Below are 17,029 nucleotides of genomic sequence, written 5' to 3' on the forward strand. Positions count from 1 at the left end.
CCTTTCGCGCTGATCATCGCCGTCATCGAGCCGACGCGTCCTGTTCGCCGCGAGGTTCCCGATGCCCCCTGGTGCGCCCCCGCGCACGCGGCCATGCTGTCCGCCGACAGCGCCTGCGCCCGTAACGGGCCACGCAACCATCGGGAATCCAGGAGGACTTGTGGGCCTTGGCATAGTCGGCAGGACAACCGGACCGCACGGGAGGGCGGCGCGCGGACGCGGTACGGTCGCGCGCCCGCTCGTACTGCTCGCGACGGTGACCGCCCTGACCATCGGTGCGATCTCTCCCGCGCTCGCCGATTCGACCCCCGACCCACGACCCCTCACCTCTGCCGAGATCCTCAGACCCCTCGCGCCACCACCGGCGAGCAACCCGGCGGGGGCCACCGGATCGGTCGCGGACGGCGACGGCATCGAGACGGCGCGCACCTCCCGCCCGATCGCCCCCGGGGTCCGCCTCAGCTCGTACGACCGGCTGGAGTCCGACAAGTGGCTGCGGGTCGACAACCTCTCGGTCGACCTCGCCGGCAGCGGCGTGCGCGCCGACTACCTCTCCTCCGGCAAGGTCTCCGAGCGGCACACCGTCTCCGAACTCGCCGCCGGACACGACGCGGGCCGCGGCCGCCGCACCGTCGCCGCGATCAACGCCGACTTCTTCGACATCAACCAGACCGGCGCGCCCGAGGGGATAGGCATCAAGGACGGGGCCACCGTCCAGTCGCCCGCCCCCGGGATCAACCGCGCCGTCGGCATCGGCCCCGACAGCGCGGGCCGCATCCTGAACCTGTACTTCGAGGGCACGCTCACCCTGCCCGCCGGACCGCGGCCGCTCGCCGCGTACAACGCCGCCAACGTGCCGGCCGGCGGAGTCGGCGCGTACACCTCCGCCTGGGGCACCGCCGACCGCACCCTGACCGTGGACAGCGCGACCCCGGTCGCCGAAGCACTCGTACGCGACGGCAAGGTGGTCTCCGTCTCGTCCACGCCCGGCTCGGGGGCCGTCCCCGAAGGCACCACGGTCCTGGTCGGCCGTGAGGCGGGCGCCGTCGCACTCGGCGCACTGAAGCCCGGCGACCCGGTGTCCCTGAGCTACCGGGCACGCACCGACAGCGGGACCGTGCCGCGCACCGCCGTCGGCGGACGGGAACTCCTCGTCGTCGACGGAGTCGCGCAGAACCACGACGGCGAGGGCAACAACACCGCCGCACCCCGCACCGCCGTCGGCTTCTCCAAGGACGGCCGGACCATGCAGATCCTCACCGTCGACGGACGGCAGGCCGACAGCGGCGGCGTGACCCTCACCGAACTCGCCCTGATGATGCGGCGTGCCGGCTCGTACAGCGCACTCAACCTGGACGGCGGCGGATCGTCGACCCTCGTCGCCCGTCGGCCCGGCAGCGACGCGCTCCGGGTGGAGAACAGCCCGTCCGACGGCAGCGAACGCACCGTCCCCAACGGCCTCGCCCTCACCGCCCCCGACGGCAGCGGACGGCTGAAGGGCTACTGGGTGCAGCCCCGCACGCCCGCCGACGCCGCGCCGGGCGTCGACCCCGTCAAGGGCGGCCACCCCGACCGGGTCTTCCCCGGCCTCACCCGACGCCTCACCGCGACCGGATACGACGAGACGTACGGCCCCGCGCGGGGCACCCCGCGCTGGCGCACCGCACACGGATCGGTCGGCACGGTCGACGGCAACGGGCTCTTCACCGCACGCCGCAGCGGCACCACCGACGTACGCGCCGAGCACGGACCGGCCCGCGGCACCACCTCCGTGACCGTCCTCGACGCGCTGGCCCGGATCCAGCCCACCACCGCGCGGGTGGGCCTCGCCGACGCCGGGGCCACCGGCACCTTCGGCATCGTCGGGCTCGACGCCCACGGCACCAGCGCCCCCGTCGAGCCGCGCGACATCGCGCTCGACTACGACCACGCCCTCTTCGACATCCGGGACGACGGACAGGGATCCTTCACCGTCGCCTCACGCACCGGCTCCGGCGCCGGACAGATCAGGGCGACCGTCGCGGGCACCAGCACCGTCCTCGCCGTCAGCGTCGGCCTCACCGAGCAGGCCGTCTCCTCCTTCGACGACGCCGGGTCCTGGAAGTTCAGCCAGGCCCGGGCGGACGGATCGCTGACGGCCACGCCCGACGGGCACACCGGCACCGGACTGAAGATCGGCTACGACTTCACCCGGTCCACCGCCACCCGCGCCGCCTACGCCGCCCCGCCCCAGCCGGTCACCGTGCCCGGCCAGCCCCAGTCGTTCAAACTGTGGATCAAGGGCGACGGCAGGGGCGCCTGGCCGACCCTGCACCTCAAGGACGCCGCAGGCTCCGATCAACTGCTGCGCGGACCGTACGTCACCTGGAACGGCTGGCGGCAGGTCAGCTTCGCGGTGCCGCCGGGAGCCGCCATGCCGCTCTCCGTGTCCCGCTTCTACCTCGCGGAGACCTCGGCGGCCCAGCAGTACACGGGCGAGATCGTGATCGACGACCTCACCGCCCAGGTTCCGCCCACCGTCGAGCTGCCCGGACAGGCCGCCCCCGCCGACCCGCTGATCGACCCGGCGGCCGTGACCGGGCGCCGGGACTGGCGGTTCGCGGTGATGTCCGACGCCCAGTTCGTCGCCCGCGACCCGGACAGCCCGATCGTCGCCCAGGCCCGGCGCACCCTGCGCGAGATCAAGGCGGCGGCCCCGGACTTCCTGGTCATCAACGGCGACCTCGTCGACGAGGGATCGCCCGCGGACCTGGCCTTCGCCCGCCGCGTCCTCACCGAGGAACTCGGCGACTCGCTGCCCTGGTACTACGTACCGGGCAACCATGAAGTGATGGGCGGCCGGATCGACAACTTCATCACCGAATTCGGGCCCGCCCAGCGGACGTTCGACCACAAGGGCACCCGCGTCATCACCCTCGACACCTCCGGCCTCAGCCTGCGCGGCGGCGGCTTCGCCCAGATCAAGCAGCTCCGCGCCCAGCTGGACGCGGCGGCGAAGGACCGGACCGTCGATTCGCTGATGCTCATCGAGCACGTGCCGCCGCGCGATCCGACCGTGCAGAAGGGCAGCCAGCTCGGGGACCGCAAGGAGGCGGCCCTGGTCGAACAGTGGCTCGCCGACTTCCGCCGTACGACGGGCAAGGGCGCGGCCTTCATCGGCGGTCACGTCGGGGTCTTCCACGCCTCGCACGTCGACGGAGTGCCGTATCTGATCAACGGCAACTCCGGCAAGGCACCGGCCGGGCCCTCGGACGAAGGCGGCTTCACCGGCTGGTCGCTGATCGGCGCCGACCGCATCGGCCACGGAGCACAGGCCGCGGCGCGGCAACGGCCGTGGCAGGGCGGACCCGACTGGATCTCCGTACAGACCCGCGCACACGTGGACGCGCTGAAGATCGACGCACCCCCGGTGCTCGGCACCGGAAGCCGTACGAAGGTCACCGCGACCGTCACCCAGGGATCCCGCAGCGTCCCCGTCGGCTTCCCCCTGGCCGCGGACTGGACCGGCTCGCCGAACCTGCACATCGGTGGCCGCGGCGGCGTCCGCCACCGCCACACCGCGGCCCTCGACCCGTCCACCGGCACCCTGACCGCGCTCCGGCCGGGCACGATCACCCTCGCCGTGACGGTCAACGGCACGACACAGCAGGTACGGATCACGATCGGCGCGGCCGGGACCGCGTCGGCGGCCTGACGGACCGGAAACCGGACCGGTGCCGCCCGCACCCCGACACGGGTGCGGGCGGCACCGCCCGGCTACAGCTTGCGGTACGCGTACGCCTCCGACGCCGCGGCCTCCACCGCCGCGATGTCGCCGCCCGCCGACGCGGTGACCACGGCGGCCACGGCACCCTCCACGAACGGCGCGTCCACCAGCCGCGAGCCGTCCGGCAACTCGTCACCCTCGGCCAGCATCGACTTGACCGTGAGCACCGCACTGCCCAGATCGACCAGCAGCGCGACGCCCGCGCCGGAGTCCACCGACCTGGCGGCCTCGGCGATCAGTTCCGCACTCGTCCCGAGACCACCCGCCGGGGTGCCACCGGCGGCGGCCACCGGTGCCGTGGCGCCGCCCGCCGCGAGCCCCCGGGCCAGCTCGGCCACGGACTCGGCCACCGGGCCGCTGTGCGAGACCAGCACGATCCCGACCTGATTCCCGTCGCTCATGCGCCGCTCCCGTCCGCCGCCGCCGTATCGGCCAGCGCGGCGATCAGCAGGGCCGAGGACGTCGCCCCGGGATCCTGATGACCGATGCTGCGCTCACCCAGATAACTTGCCCTGCCCTTCCGGGCCTGCATCGGCACCGTCGCCAGCGCCCCCGCCTCGGCCGCCTCCCGGGCCGCCGCGAACGAGGTGCCCAGCGCCTCGGCGGCCGGCAGCAGCGCGTCGAGCATCGTCTTGTCCCCGGCCTGCGCCCCACCGAGCTGCGCCACGGCCGCGACGCCCACCCCGAGCGCCTCCGCCAGTTGCTCCGGCGTCACGGCGGGGGCATCGCCCAGGGCTTTTCCGGTACGTCGCAGCAGCGTCCCGTACAACGGGCCCGAAGCGCCGCCGACCGTCGAGATCAACTGCCTTCCGGCCAGCATCAGTACGGCCCCCGGGGTCTGCGGCGGCTCCTTGTCCAGGACGGTGGTCACCGCCGCGAACCCGCGCTGCATGTTGCTGCCGTGATCGGCGTCCCCGATCGCGGAGTCGAGGTCGGTGAGGCGGTCCGCCTCACGGCTCACCAGAGCCGCGGCCGCGGTCATCCAACGGTGGAAGAATTCGGCGTCGAGCACATGATCTCCTTGTCGCTCCAGCAGGACGGAGTGCGGTACGGGCGGGTCAGCGGCCCCAGCGCAGCGCCGGAGTCTCCACCGGCGCGTCCCAGAGCCGCAGCAGCTCCTCGTCCACCTGGCAGACCGTCACCGAACAGCCCGCCATGTCGAGCGAGGTCACATAGTTCCCCACGAGCGTACGAGCCGCGACGACGCTCCGCTCGGACAGCACTCGCTGGACCTCGGCAGCGAACCCGTAGAGCTCCAGCAGCGGCGTCGCGCCCATGCCGTTGACCAGCACGATCACCGGTCCGCTCGGCCGCAGGTCGTCCAGCACCGCGTGCACCGCGAAGTCCGCGATCTCCCGCGAGGTCATCATGGGCCGGCGCTCCCGCCCCGGCTCGCCGTGGATGCCGATGCCGAGCTCCAGCTCATCCGGCGGCAGATCGAACGTGGGGGATCCCTTGGCCGGTGTGGTGACGGCGCCGAGAGCCACCCCGAAACTCCGCGAGGCCTCGTTCACCTGCCGGGCGATGGCCTCCACCCGCTCCAGCGGGGCGCCCTCGTCGGCCGCGGCCCCGGCGATCTTCTCGACGAACAGGGTGGCGCCCGTGCCCCGACGCCCCGCCGTGAAGAGACTGTCGGTCACGGCCACGTCGTCATTGACCAGTACCTGGGCGACCCGAACGCCCTCGTCCTCGGCCAGCTCCGCGGCCATCTCGAAGTTCAGCACGTCGCCCGTGTAGTTCTTGACGACGAACAGAACCCCCGCCCCGCTGTCGACCGCGGTGGCGGCCCGCACCATCTGGTCCGGAACGGGCGAGGTGAAGACCTCTCCGGGGCAGGCCGCGGAGAGCATCCCGGGCCCGACGAACCCCGCGTGCAGCGGCTCGTGCCCGGAGCCGCCGCCGGAGACCAGCGCCACCTTCCCGGCCACGGGCGCGTCACGCCGTACGACGACCCGGTTCTCGATGTCCACGGTCAGCTCGGGGTGGGCAGCGGCCATACCGCGCAGTGCGTCCGCGACAACGGTTTCGGGGACGTTGATCAGCATCCTCACGGGTACCTCCTGGTGAGCTTGGCGGGCAAGTTGTTGAGCGCGGTTTTCACAGGTCAGGATGAGTGGGTCGAATTATTGATCTTGGCGGTTCATGGCGGTTCGAAGCGGTTCCGCGCGGTATTGATGCTGACTCTTTGCCGAGTATTCTGACGGAGCGCCAGGTGGGGTCGGTGGGTGGCGACCTTTGCGAATGTGCATCATGCCGCAATTATCGACGCGAGGGTGCGGGCGCGCGCCAGTGCGTCACCGGTCGGATGCAGGCGATCCCACTTCCGCCATGACCGTGTGCCAGGGAGGTGGCCCGGTCCGCCCGTTCATCCCCCGAGGACGCCGGGCCGGTACTGCTCGGACCGGGGAGGACACTTCCTGCACACTGCCGTCCCTCCATGGCTAACCTCGGCGTTTCAGAGGCTGCGTCGGCCGGTGGTCATCGTGAGGGCCCGACGCGGGGTCGGGTTCTCCAAGGTCCTTGAGCCGAGGCGGGCGGGGGCAGCGAGTCAGCCGGCGGGGCGGGGCAGTGTGGCCAGACGGTGGAATGCGGCCGTGAGCTCATGTCGTCAGGGCCAGATCGCCGATATCCGAAGGTGGAGGCAGCGGCCGCCCCGGGTGATCGAAGCGGCGACGTGCGGGAGCCGGTAGCGGAGTTTTTTGGGTTCGGCAGCCGAGAGTTCGCCGTCTGAAGGCTGTCCCGTAACCATCCACGCCACGCCCTAGGGACCTCGGCGCCCTCCTGAGGTGGGGGGCCAAGGATCAATCCGGGAAGACTGGGACTAGATTCCTTGGCATGTCTTTGCATCTCAGCCATGGCGCTTCGGGAGCCCTGCGACGCTTCGCCGGATGGCTTGCTCGAGGGTCGGTGGGCCATCCGATGTTGGACGGGATCGACTACTGGGAAGAGCTGCGCGAGTCGCCCTCCCAGATGGAGATCTGCGTCGCGATCTTCGCCAACGTCCTCGAACTGGACGCGCGGGGCGAGCCGGTCAATGAGAAGTACGCGGAGCGCCGGGCTGCAACCTATCTCTACAGCTACTGCACCGGGAAGCTGCCTCCTGGGGAGCCGAAAATCGAGCCCTGGGAGTGCCGACTTTACTGACCGTCACCGTGCGACGCCATTCGAGTACGGCCGATGCCGCCCGCGACCCCGCTCCGCTGCGTGGTGGGGCTACCCGGTGAGGGCGAGGTTGTGCAGGCGGGCGATGCCATGCATCGCGTGCTGCACTCCATCGCCTCTCGGGCGGCAGTCGCGCGGATCTTCCAGGTCTTCATCCGGGCGAAGGTGTGTGCTCGACACGGGCGCGAACCTGCTTGTGGGACTTGTTGTGTGCCTGTTTCCAGTCGGGCAGATCCTCTCCCTTGCGGCGGCGGTGCGGCATGACGAGCCCGGTACCCGGGTAGCCGCCATCGGCGATGGACATCGTGTTGCCGACGGCGGCCTTCGCACCGGACTCTGCCCGGGCCCGGCAGTCGTTGCGATTGCCGGCAACGGCCCGGCCGACCACCACGACCAAGCGAGTGTCGGCGTCGATGACCACCTGATGATTGGTGGAATAGCGATAGTTCTTCGACTGCTCGGCCACCCTATGGTCCCGGGCAGGCACCAGGGTGCCGTTCACGATCAGCACCGCGTCCTTGGCAAACCGCTGGCGGGGACGCAGCGCAAACCTCGGGCCGAGGTCGTCGATAAGGCGATCTGCGGCCGACTTCGACACCCCGAACAGCGGGGCCAGTTGCCGCATCGTCAAGTTCGTCCGCCAGTAAGCGACAACCAGCAGCACCCGGTCCCCCAACGACAGCCTCCGCGGCCGGCCCCGGCCCGGGGAGTCGGCACCCTCACGACGCAACGCGGATGATCTTGTGCCTGATGACCTGGGGGATCGTGTTGCTCCGTTGCTCCGTTGCTCCCGCCTCGACCGCCGCGGCGTCGGCGGTATCCGGGCCGGCTGCCGGCGGACGACCGTGCGGCTCCGCGCGGGATCGTCTACGTTCTGCGCACGGGTGTGACCTGGGCGGACGTGCCGGCCGAGACGATCGGCTGCAGCGGGGTGACATGCTGGCGGCGTCTGCGGGGCTGGACCGAGGCCGGCGTCTGGCCCCGCCTGCACGCCATTCTCCTCGCGGAACTCCGCAAGGCAGGCCTGCTGGACATGGACGACGCCGCGATCGACGGCTCGCACGTCCGGGCTCTGAAAGGGGGGCTCACCCCGGAACTTCGCCGGTCGACCGCGCGAGGCCTGGCAGCAAGCACCACCTGATCACCGACCGTCACGGAACACCCCTCACCATCTCGCTGACCAGCGGAAACCGGCACGACGTCACTCAGCTCGTGCCCCTGCTGGACACCATCCCCCGCATTCGCGGCCTGGTCGGCAGGCCCAGTCACCGGCCACGGTGCCTGTTCGCCGACCGTGGCTACGACTACGACAAGTACCGACGTCTGCTCAGAGCCCGTGGCATCACACCGAAGACCGCCCGCAAGGGCGCCGCCCACGGATCCGGCCTGGGCAAGACCAGATGGGTCGTGGAGCGGACCTTCGCCCGGCTCCACCGGTTCAAACGCCTCCGGATCCGCTACGGGATACGAGCGGACCTCCACCTCGGACTCCTCCAACTCGCCTGCAGCGTCATCTGCTTGCGACAACTCCGAACCTCATTCTGAATTGATCAGTAACAGGTGATCGGACGGAAGGCGGACTTCGTCATGCGCCCGGGCCAGAGCGATCTCCGGGCGCGTACACGCCGCTAGCTGTGACCGAAAGCGATCAACGAGGTGGGCGGTCAGCGGGGCAGAGGGGCAATGATGTGGGGATGACCGCCAGCTCACGCGCCCATTCGTTCAACGCGGCCGCTGACCAGTACGCGGCCAGCCGGCCTTCGTATCCTCCCGCGCTCTTCGACTTCATCGAACAGTTCATGAACCGTCCCCTGGCGAGAACCCGCGTCGCCGATGTCGGCGCGGGCACCGGAATCGCCACCGCTCTGCTGCGTGAACGCGGGGCTGACGCGATCGGCGTTGAGCCGGGCGGCGCCATGGCCGCCCAGTTCCGCACCGTGCTCCCGGATGTGCCGATCGTTAGAGGTGACGGCAACGCTCTCCCCCTCGCGGACGCCTCCCACGACCTCATCACCTACGCGCAGTCCTGGCAGTGGACCGACACCACCCGCTCGGTCCCGGAAGCGCTGCGGGTCCTGCTTCCGGGCGGTGCGCTCGCGATCTGGTGGAACACCACCGCCTTCGACGTGCCCTGGATACGTGGGCAGCATCAGCGGATCGCGCAACACTGCGGGGTGAAGCCGACTTCTCGGGCGCGTCCCGATGACAGCGACGCTATCCGGCTCGCGGGCCTGTCTGGGCTCCGGGTGGCGCGCCGCCAGGTGCGGTGGAGCCGTATGGTCTCCCTCGACACGCACCTTGCCAACATCAGCAGCCGCTCGGCGTTCCTTGTCCTTGCCGAGAATGACAAGCGTGCCTTTCTCCGCAAGGAGCGCAGGCGACTGGGAGAAATGTTCCCCGACGAGGCGGTTGATGAGACCTACGTGGTTGATCTGCTGGTGGCCACTCGTCCGTGACCTGCCCAGCGTCCTGTGATTCGGAAGGACGGTCAGGCCGCCCCGGCGATGGGACTGCCGCCGAATCGTATGCCTTTCTCGCTACGGATGCGGGCTCGTTCGCGGCGTTGTGCGGCCAGGCTGTCGGGGTGCCGGGCGTTCTGGTTCCGCCAGCCCGGTCAGCGATGCAACTCACTTGTCTGGACTGCGCGGTTGGCGCGGTTCGAGTTGGCGAGGGTGAACTGCCGCAGCGGCCCGAAGTGGGCCTCGATCGGGTTCGCCCACGCGTGCTGGTCGGCGTGAAGCACAGCTCGACCTTGTTCTTCGCCGCCAGCGGGGGATACGCCAGTTCTCGTGAGCAGAAAGGTTGTCCAGGGCCATGTGGATCGGCGCGCCGTCCGGACGGGCCGCGTGGATCGAGCGAAGTGCGGCCCAGGTCGCGCCGATGCCCTTGCTGCGCCGGTTGACGCCCCACAGGGTGATCGTCGGCGACCGAGCAACAGCCATGGAAGTAGGTGGTGCCGTGGGTGCGGTGGTAGGTGGCCGGCAGTCGGCCGGGGCCCGAACTCATCGAGGGCGAAGGTGCGATCGGGCCGCTCATGAAGTGCGTACTCGATCCGGTCCAGCTTGGTGTCGAAGCCCGGGTCGCTCGATTCCCTCCAGGTTCTGGTGCGCTGGAAGGTGATCCCGCGACGGGCGAGCAGACCCCGCGGGGCTTCGCGGCCGATCCGTATCGGACGTGTGGCGTTGCGGCGCAGATGGTCGGCGAGCTTCCTGATCGACCAGCGGGTGATGGGCTTGCCGAGCTTGATGGGGCGGGCGGTAGCCGTCTGAATGACGTAGTCCTCGTCGTCAACCGTGAGCAGGCGGGGACGGCCTCCCGCCCATCGAGGTCCAGGCAGGCCACCCCGATCTCGTTGAACTTGTGGAGGACACCGCGGGCGGTGTCCTCGCCGGCGTGGACGCGCCGGGCCATTGGCCGACGCGCTTCGGGGGCGGCAGGGGGCGTTCATCCCTCCGGTGTCCTGGGCCATTCTTCTTCAGGCGCACTGTTGATGAAATATCGACCATTGTGAATTGAATTTCCCTCGACTGGTCAACGTGTGCTGGTCAATTCTCTTTCCGGCAGCCATCCTCCCGAGTGCTTTCCTGCCCTGAGCTGCGTGCGCTGGCCCGTACGGGTGGCGGGGGCGGACCGGTATGGGATAAAAGTGGTTCCGCATTTCGGGGATTCTTGTTCACTTCAAAAGAATAGACGGTTCAACTAGACCGGGGCGGGAATTTCGTTCAACGTCCAAGGGATTCCACGGAAGACCGGCGCCGCCCCTGTCCGGGGACAGCCATCCCCATCGGCAGACCGAACAGCCAAGAGAACAGGTGCGCCATGACCGCTCGGACCCCCGCTGCTCCGCAGCTGACCAACGATGAGTTCGACGAGCTCATCGACCAGATCAACGCCCATCACCAGGCGACCCTCGCCGCCCTCACGGCCGGCCGGCCGAAGCCTTCCCCCTTCGTCATGCCCGAAGGGTTCGACAGTGTCAGCAACGACTACTCGGACCTGCCCCAGGACGCCATCGACGCGTTCGCGCAGTCCCGCGAACGCAACACGAGCCAGGCCGACGGCCAGAAGCCGCACATCGCCGACGTGTCCCAGCAGTACGAGAACAACAAGATCAGCAAGTCATCGTTCGATGAACAGATCGACAAGCAGAAGAAGGACAACATTGACAAGTTCACTGACGACCAGAACAAGGTCGCCGATGAACTCAAGAAGTCCGGTTCTGCCCACCCGGAGAAGCAGAACGAGATCCTTCAGGCTTTCAAGGATGCCGGTGACTGGCTCATCGACAAGCTCTGGGGAGCCGTATGCGCTTTCTTCAAGCAGCTCGCCGAAGACATCAAGCGATGGTGGGACTCGGTCGTCGACTGGTTCAAGGACAAGGTGGACGCCGTGAAGAACTGGTGGCACAGCATCTTCGGCTAAACCCAGCCCCGTCGGGGGTCCGGGAACCCCGCAGCGCCCCCACCACGCTTCCGGCCTCCGGCTCCGGAACATGTGTGGGACGGCTGGGCCGCCGCGCCCAGCCGTCCCACACCAGGAACCAGGCTCGCGCATCCAGCGTGGGCAGCGACAAACCAGGAGAAGCCCATGGCGCACAACCCCGGCCAGCCATTGACCGACGAGCAGTTCGACGCTCTCCTCGACGAGCTGAACGCCCACCACAAAGACGCCCTGACTGCCATCACCGCGGGCGCGGAACGTCCCGCTCCTCCCCGGTCCGCCGCTTCCTTCATGGACGACGACTTCAGCAAACTGCCCCAGGATGCGAAGAAGGTCCTCGCGGACACGCTGAAGGGGCAGCTCGCCCTGCTGGCCGACAGCAAGAAGACCCTTGTCGGCCTCCTGCTCCAGGCCCACGAGAAGAAGATCGCCCAGGATCAGCTCAAGGACGGGGTCGATGCTCAGGAGAACAAGAACAAGCAGGCCCTCGCAGAGCTGAACGACAAGTTGGCAGAAGGGCTCAAGGCATCAGGACATGCTCATCCCGAATCCCAGGACCTGATCGTCAGCGCCTACAAGACCTCAAGCGATCTGTCCGCCCAAGCATGGAACGCTGCCAGGGAGGTCGACGCCGAAGCCATCAGTAGCGTCGAAACCCAGTGGGACAAGGCCGGGCCGAAGTACGACACCCTGATGCAGGACCTCCAGAACAACTGGAAGATCTTCGCCTGACACAGCCCCACCCCGCCCAGGGGCCGCCTGCCGCACCGCCATGGACTGCGTAGTGCGGGTGATCGATGACGGTGGTGGTGTGGTCCTGGGCGCTGGCTGTTTGCGGAGGCGGCCAGAAGCACGGGCGCCGGCCGGGCCGGATCGGTTCGGGTGACGGTGACGCATCGGACGGCGGTGACGGGTCCGGCCGCGCGCAGCCCCCTCTGCAGGCAAGTAGTCAGCGCGCGGCCCGCTCGTGGCGGACCCTGCGGCCTACGGTCTCTCCCCCGCTGGGTTTCGCCGGCCAGCCGGTTGCTGAACAGCCGCCTCGCGGACGTCTCGCCGTATCGGTCGGCGTGGTCGAACACGACCTGGTGGTCCTTCATCGCCCGCACTTCCCAGGGCTCGGACCTGCTCGCGGGTCAGGTTCTCGACAACCAGCTCCTGGTCGTCAACGTCAGCGGGCTCCGGCTCCGGAGCGGCGACGGCAACCGGACGGGGTGCGGGAAGCACGACCGGGGCCACCGGCGCGGCCGGGACGTCATCGGCCGGCTGCGGCGCGGGCCGGGGCTGCGGCGGTCTGCCGGGCGCGGTGCTGCTCCCGCTCGTGCTCGCGGGCCCAGGCCCATGCGTTCGACGGGGGAAAGGCCATGCCAACTCCGGAAACCTGGCGCCCCATTGCGGGGCCACCAAAACGGTAGTGCAGAGCCCCGTGCCCTGCCTTCGGTAGTCCACTCGTTGTGGCAGCTCGCTCCGCTGTTCGGCGTCTCGAAGTCCACGGGCAACCGAGTCATCAACCACCTCGGCCCCCTTCTTGCGCTCCAGCCCCGCAAGGGGTGCACAACGCCGGGCGGTCGGCTCCGGCCGAGCTGTCGCCGGGTCGCTGCCGACTCTACTGATGGGGTATCACGTTGTGTCGGAGACAGCCGAACCGATGCCCGGCGGGATGCGGGGGACCGCTTGTTCGGCGGATCCCGGAGCCGCTACTGCTCCTCGATCTCGACGAGCGGCGCGTGCTGGTACCAGCTGCAGAAGACCGAGATCTCGCGGTCGTCCCGGGTGAAGGTCACCCGGATCCACTGCTCGGTCTTCCATACCTGCATCTGCCAGCCCGACTCGGGAGTGGCCGAGACCAGCTCCGCCGAGGCCCGTTGGATGTCGAAGACGACCCGGCCGCCGTCGACGGTGTAGCCCTTCACGTTCACGGTCCCGCCGGCGGGCGTTTCCGGCGGACTCGATGGGCGGGCCGGCCCGGAGCTGTGCGGGGATCCGGCCGTGGGCCTGCGGCCCGTGTCGTCCTCGCCGCCCTTGTCCTCGGCGGACGGGGATGCGCTGGGCTTCGGGGACTTCTCGGGACGGTAGGTGAAGGAGGGCTGCGACCTGGCCCCTTGGCCCTCGGCGCGTGCCGCGTCCGCGATCGGGAGGGCACGGGGCGGGTCGTACGCGGTCCCCGCCATCACCGTGTGGACACCCCACCAGGACAGCGTGACCGCAGCCCCGGTGGAGAGCGCCCAAGCTATGCCGTGTATCAGTCCTCGTCGCATCGCGGACCATATTGCACCATGTGCGTCGCCACCCCACCTGAGGGGTGAAAAATTCGTTGAATAGCGTACGGTTTTGCCATGGCAAGTGTGCTCGTCGTCGAGGACGACCTTTTCGTACGCTCAGCCCTCATCAGGCACCTGACCGATGCCTCCCATGTCGTGCGGAGTGTCGGAACGGCCCTTGAGGCGCTGCGCGAGGTCTCCCATTTCCGGTTTGACCTGGTGATCCTGGATCTGGGGCTGCCCGACCTGGACGGCTCCAAGGCGTTGAAGATGCTCCGTGGCATCACCGATGTGCCCGTGATCATCGCCACCGCCCGGGACGACGAGTCCGAGATCGTACGGCTGCTCAACGACGGTGCCGACGACTACCTGACCAAGCCGTTCTCCGTCGAACACCTCTCGGCGCGCATCGCCGCGGTCCTGCGCCGCTCCCGCGCGGGCGGCACCGGTGCCGTGCCGCCGCCCCAGGTGCTCCGGGTCGGCGGGCTCGCCATCGATCCGCTCCGCCGGCAGGCCGCGCTGGACGGTGTCGCGCTCGATCTGACGCGGCGCGAGTTCGACCTGCTCGCGTTCCTCGCCGGACGGCCCGGAGTCGTCGTGGCACGCAAGGAACTGCTCGCCCAGGTGTGGCAGCAGTCCTACGGCGACGACCAGACCATCGACGTGCATCTGTCGTGGCTGCGGCGGAAGCTGGGGGAGTCCGCCGCCGCGCCGCGCTATCTGCGTACGCTCCGGGGCGTGGGCGTGAAGCTGGAGCCACCGCGGTGAGGTGGGCCCTCGTCAGGGTCTGTCTCGCGGTCACCGTGATGGTGGTGGTCGCCTTCGCGGTCCCGCTCGGTCTGGTCGTCAAGGAAATGGCGTCGGACCGTGCGTTCTCCAACGCCGAGCGGCAGGCCGCAGCCATCGGACCCACCCTCTCCATCACCACCGACCGGGATCAGCTGAGCCGGGCGATGCTCTCCACCGACGCCGGCATGGCGGGGCGGATGGCCCTGCACATCCCCGCCGACGACGAGGCGTCCGAGTTGGAGATCGGCCGGGGCCGGGCCGTGCACGACGAGCTCGACGCCATCCGCGAACTCGGCCGTTCCGGCATCTCGAAGGTCCCCGGCGGCTCGGCGCTGCTGGCGCCCATCGTGCTGGGCTCGGGCAAGACCTCGATCGTCGAGGTGTACGTACCCGATGCCGATGTCACCAACGGTGTGACAACCGCCTGGATCGTGCTCACGGGCGTGGGTATCGCCCTGGTCATCGGCGCGGTCGCGGTCGCGGACCGTCTCGGCGTACGGCTGACCCAGCCGGCCGAGCGGCTCGCGGGCGCCGCCCACGAGCTGGGCGAGGGCATGCTCGGCGTACGGGTTCCCGAGGACGGGCCGACGGAGCTCAAGCAGGCCGCGGTCGCCTTCAACTCCATGGCGGACCAAGTCGTACAACTGCTCGCCAACGAACGGGAGCTGGCCGCCGATCTCTCGCACCGGCTGCGCACACCGCTGACGGTGCTGCGCCTCAACGCCGCCTCGCTCGGCCACGGTCCGGCCGCGGACCAGACCCGGGCGGCCGTCGAGCAGCTCGAACGCGAGGTCGACACGATCATCCGCACGGCACGCGAGGACCGGCCGCGGACCGCCGGGGTGGTTGCCGGTTCGGGCTGCGACGCGGCCGAGGTGATCCGTGAGCGGATGGACTTCTGGTCCGCGCTGGCGGAGGACGAGGGGCGCAGGGTGCGTGTCGCGGGCGTCGACCGGCCCGTACGCATCCCGGTCGCCCGCGCCGACCTGGTCGCAGCACTCGACGCCCTGCTGGGCAATGTCTTCCGGCACACGCCGGAGGGCACCGCCTTCTCGGTGGACGTGCACAACAGTGAGGACGTGGTGATCGTGCTCGTCTCCGACGCGGGGCCGGGCATCCCGGACCCGGACGCGGCGCTCGCCAGGGGCAACAGGGGGGACCGGGCCGGTTCGACCGGGCTCGGGCTGGACATAGTGCGGCAGATGGCGGAGGCCACCGGCGGCGATGTCCGCATCGGCCGTTCCGTGCTCGGCGGCACGGAGATACGTATCTGGATCCAGCTCGACGGCAGGCGCCCCGAACCGGGGCGCCGCCGTCATCGAGGCAGGATGCGGAGCAGAGCACGCGTGTGACGCGCCGTCCGCGCGGCCGTCACCGGTGGCCGGCGTGCGGAGTGGTCTCGTCCGCCGCCCCGGCCCACCCGTCCGCGCCGCCGTACGGCACGGCGGGGGGAGTCGGCCGCGGCGCGTAGCGACCCGGCGCGGGAGTCCGCGGCGGGGTGTGCCTGGGCTCGTCGTCGCCCAGGATCAGCAGCGGGTCGAACATCACGACGACCGCGGCGAGCACCAGGAAGATCAGCGGACCGACGAGCATCGGCAGCACGCTCACGGCGGACGAACCCTCGCCCGTGTGCCCGACGGCATGGTCCACCTGCGCGCTGACCGCCGCCATGCCGGTGTAGTGCATACCGGTCACGGCCACACCCATGACCACACTGGCACCCAGGCTGGCCAGGAAGCCCCGGACGGACACGGCCGCCCACAGCGCGGCCGTTGCCGCCGCGACGGCGATGACCACGGACAGCGCGACGACGGCGGGGTCGTAGCTGAGGTGCCCCTGCATCCGCATCGCCGCCATGCCGATGTAGTGCATGGCCGCGACGCCCAGCCCGGTGAGGGTGCCCGCGGTGAGCAGGACGGTCGGTGCGGTGCCCCGGTAGCCGACCACGAAGACACCGACCGCCACGACGAGCACGGCCACCGCGAGGCTGAGGAGCGTGAGGGACGTGTCGTACCGGATGGACGTCTCGCGCACCCGGAAACCGAGCATGGCGATGAAGTGCATGGTCCAGATTCCGCAGCCGATGGACGCCGCGCCCAGCGCGAGCCAGCCGGGCTTTCGAGGGCGGTCGGAGCGTAGCGACCTGACCGTGCAGCGCAGCCCCAGAGCTGCTCCCAGGCACGCCATTACGTAACCGGCCACAGGGGTGACCAGGCCATAGCTGAAGCCGTCAATCGTGCCTTGCATGTATAGAACCTCGAACGTGACTCAGATGATAAGTGCGCGTATATGCCCTTGAGGCGCGCGGGCAACTGTAACCCGATGATTCCGAATTGAAGGGCCATCAGTTTTCTCGAACTGTCACAAAATGGACTATTGGGAATGGTGGGTTCTCTGTCAGGGTGCCCAAATGTGCATCGTGGAATTGTCCGACGGATCATCAGTAATCCACGGGTGCGCGGTAGATGGCCCGAACGCGATTTCGCCGCTCGCCGGAAGTGATCGCAACCTGATCATTTCCTTAAGGCATCCATAAGAATTGCCCGCTGCCGTTCTTGGCGGCTGGTCGCGGGGGTTTCCGGGGTTAGGTTGCTGATCGCCGGACCGCGGGGGC

The 17,029-nt window shown here is 69.6% G+C and carries 13 protein-coding genes and 3 pseudogenes; 9 read left to right on the forward strand and 7 right to left on the reverse strand.

The window, feature by feature from the left end; translation table 11 throughout:
- The first annotated feature begins 244 nt into the window (after positions 1-244).
- Entirely contained in the window at positions 245-3,694 is a 3,450-nt protein-coding gene (locus ACFVH0_RS20910; RefSeq protein ID WP_385822194.1) for a phosphodiester glycosidase family protein, read from the forward strand.
- A 62-nt stretch (positions 3,695-3,756) separates the two neighbouring features.
- Here the strand turns inward: ACFVH0_RS20910 and ACFVH0_RS20915 are convergent, their stop codons facing one another.
- From ACFVH0_RS20915 to dhaK, 3 genes are read right to left on the reverse strand one after another with little or no spacing between them, the layout of a single operon-like run.
- Positions 3,757-4,167: a PTS-dependent dihydroxyacetone kinase phosphotransferase subunit DhaM gene (locus ACFVH0_RS20915; RefSeq protein WP_385822170.1), complete on the reverse strand. Its 411-nt coding sequence runs from the start codon at positions 4,165-4,167 to the stop codon at positions 3,757-3,759.
- Positions 4,164-4,778 (reverse strand): dihydroxyacetone kinase subunit DhaL, encoded by a 615-nt coding sequence (gene dhaL, locus ACFVH0_RS20920; RefSeq protein ID WP_385822171.1) that lies wholly within the window; start codon positions 4,776-4,778, stop codon positions 4,164-4,166. The genes ACFVH0_RS20915 and dhaL overlap by 4 nt, the downstream gene beginning before the upstream one ends.
- Before the next feature lie 46 nt (positions 4,779-4,824).
- Positions 4,825-5,817 (reverse strand): dihydroxyacetone kinase subunit DhaK, encoded by a 993-nt coding sequence (gene dhaK, locus ACFVH0_RS20925; protein WP_385822173.1) that lies wholly within the window; start codon positions 5,815-5,817, stop codon positions 4,825-4,827.
- A gap of 784 nt (positions 5,818-6,601) precedes the next feature.
- Between dhaK and ACFVH0_RS20930 the strand changes: the two genes are divergently transcribed.
- The gene (locus tag ACFVH0_RS20930; RefSeq protein WP_385822175.1) at positions 6,602-6,910 is read left to right on the forward strand and encodes a hypothetical protein; all 309 of its coding nucleotides are present in this window, start codon (positions 6,602-6,604) and stop codon (positions 6,908-6,910) included.
- Between the two features lie 69 nt (positions 6,911-6,979).
- Here the strand turns inward: ACFVH0_RS20930 and ACFVH0_RS20935 are convergent.
- Positions 6,980-7,748, reverse strand: a pseudogene (locus ACFVH0_RS20935) (transposase).
- Between ACFVH0_RS20935 and ACFVH0_RS20940 the strand changes: the two are divergent.
- A protein-coding gene (locus ACFVH0_RS20940; RefSeq protein ID WP_385822177.1) for an IS5 family transposase occupies positions 7,713-8,473 on the forward strand; the annotation gives its coding sequence in 2 pieces (ribosomal slippage) (positions 7,713-8,004 and positions 8,004-8,473; 762 coding nt in all). The pseudogene ACFVH0_RS20935 and the gene ACFVH0_RS20940 sit on opposite strands and share 36 nt — an antisense overlap.
- Before the next feature lie 149 nt (positions 8,474-8,622).
- Positions 8,623-9,384, forward strand: a complete 762-nt coding sequence (locus ACFVH0_RS20945; protein ID WP_385822179.1) for a class I SAM-dependent methyltransferase — start codon at positions 8,623-8,625, stop codon at positions 9,382-9,384.
- Between the two features lie 32 nt (positions 9,385-9,416).
- On the opposite strand, the pseudogene ACFVH0_RS20950 reads toward ACFVH0_RS20945, so the two are convergent.
- Positions 9,417-10,339: pseudogene (locus ACFVH0_RS20950) on the reverse strand (helix-turn-helix domain-containing protein).
- A gap of 408 nt (positions 10,340-10,747) precedes the next feature.
- Between ACFVH0_RS20950 and ACFVH0_RS20955 the strand changes: the two are divergent.
- The 3 genes and pseudogenes from ACFVH0_RS20955 to ACFVH0_RS20965 all read left to right on the forward strand — a co-directional run.
- Positions 10,748-11,350, forward strand: coding sequence for a hypothetical protein (locus ACFVH0_RS20955; RefSeq protein ID WP_385822181.1), 603 nt, complete (start codon positions 10,748-10,750; stop codon positions 11,348-11,350).
- Positions 11,351-11,515: 165 nt separating this feature from the next.
- Entirely contained in the window at positions 11,516-12,100 is a 585-nt protein-coding gene (locus ACFVH0_RS20960; RefSeq protein ID WP_385822183.1) for a hypothetical protein, read from the forward strand.
- Positions 12,101-12,814: 714 nt separating this feature from the next.
- Positions 12,815-12,913: pseudogene (locus ACFVH0_RS20965) on the forward strand (transposase family protein); the annotation flags it as partial.
- 149 nt (positions 12,914-13,062) lie between these two features.
- On the opposite strand, the gene ACFVH0_RS20970 reads toward ACFVH0_RS20965, so the two are convergent.
- Positions 13,063-13,623: a hypothetical protein gene (locus ACFVH0_RS20970; RefSeq protein ID WP_385822184.1), complete on the reverse strand. Its 561-nt coding sequence runs from the start codon at positions 13,621-13,623 to the stop codon at positions 13,063-13,065.
- A 78-nt stretch (positions 13,624-13,701) separates the two neighbouring features.
- On the opposite strand from ACFVH0_RS20970, the gene ACFVH0_RS20975 reads away from it, so the two are divergent.
- Both ACFVH0_RS20975 and ACFVH0_RS20980 read left to right on the forward strand, forming a co-directional pair.
- Positions 13,702-14,394, forward strand: coding sequence for a response regulator transcription factor (locus ACFVH0_RS20975; RefSeq protein ID WP_385822186.1), 693 nt, complete (start codon positions 13,702-13,704; stop codon positions 14,392-14,394).
- Positions 14,391-15,767: an ATP-binding protein gene (locus ACFVH0_RS20980; RefSeq protein ID WP_385822187.1), complete on the forward strand. Its 1,377-nt coding sequence runs from the start codon at positions 14,391-14,393 to the stop codon at positions 15,765-15,767. Before ACFVH0_RS20975 ends, ACFVH0_RS20980 begins: the two co-directional genes overlap by 4 nt.
- Before the next feature lie 19 nt (positions 15,768-15,786).
- On the opposite strand, the gene ACFVH0_RS20985 is transcribed toward ACFVH0_RS20980, so the two are convergent.
- Positions 15,787-16,662 (reverse strand): MHYT domain-containing protein, encoded by an 876-nt coding sequence (locus ACFVH0_RS20985; protein ID WP_385822189.1) that lies wholly within the window; start codon positions 16,660-16,662, stop codon positions 15,787-15,789.
- Between the last annotated feature and the right edge of the window lie 367 nt (positions 16,663-17,029).

Source organism: Streptomyces sp. NPDC127117 (genome assembly GCF_042677325.1).
Classification (GTDB): domain Bacteria; phylum Actinomycetota; class Actinomycetes; order Streptomycetales; family Streptomycetaceae; genus Streptomyces.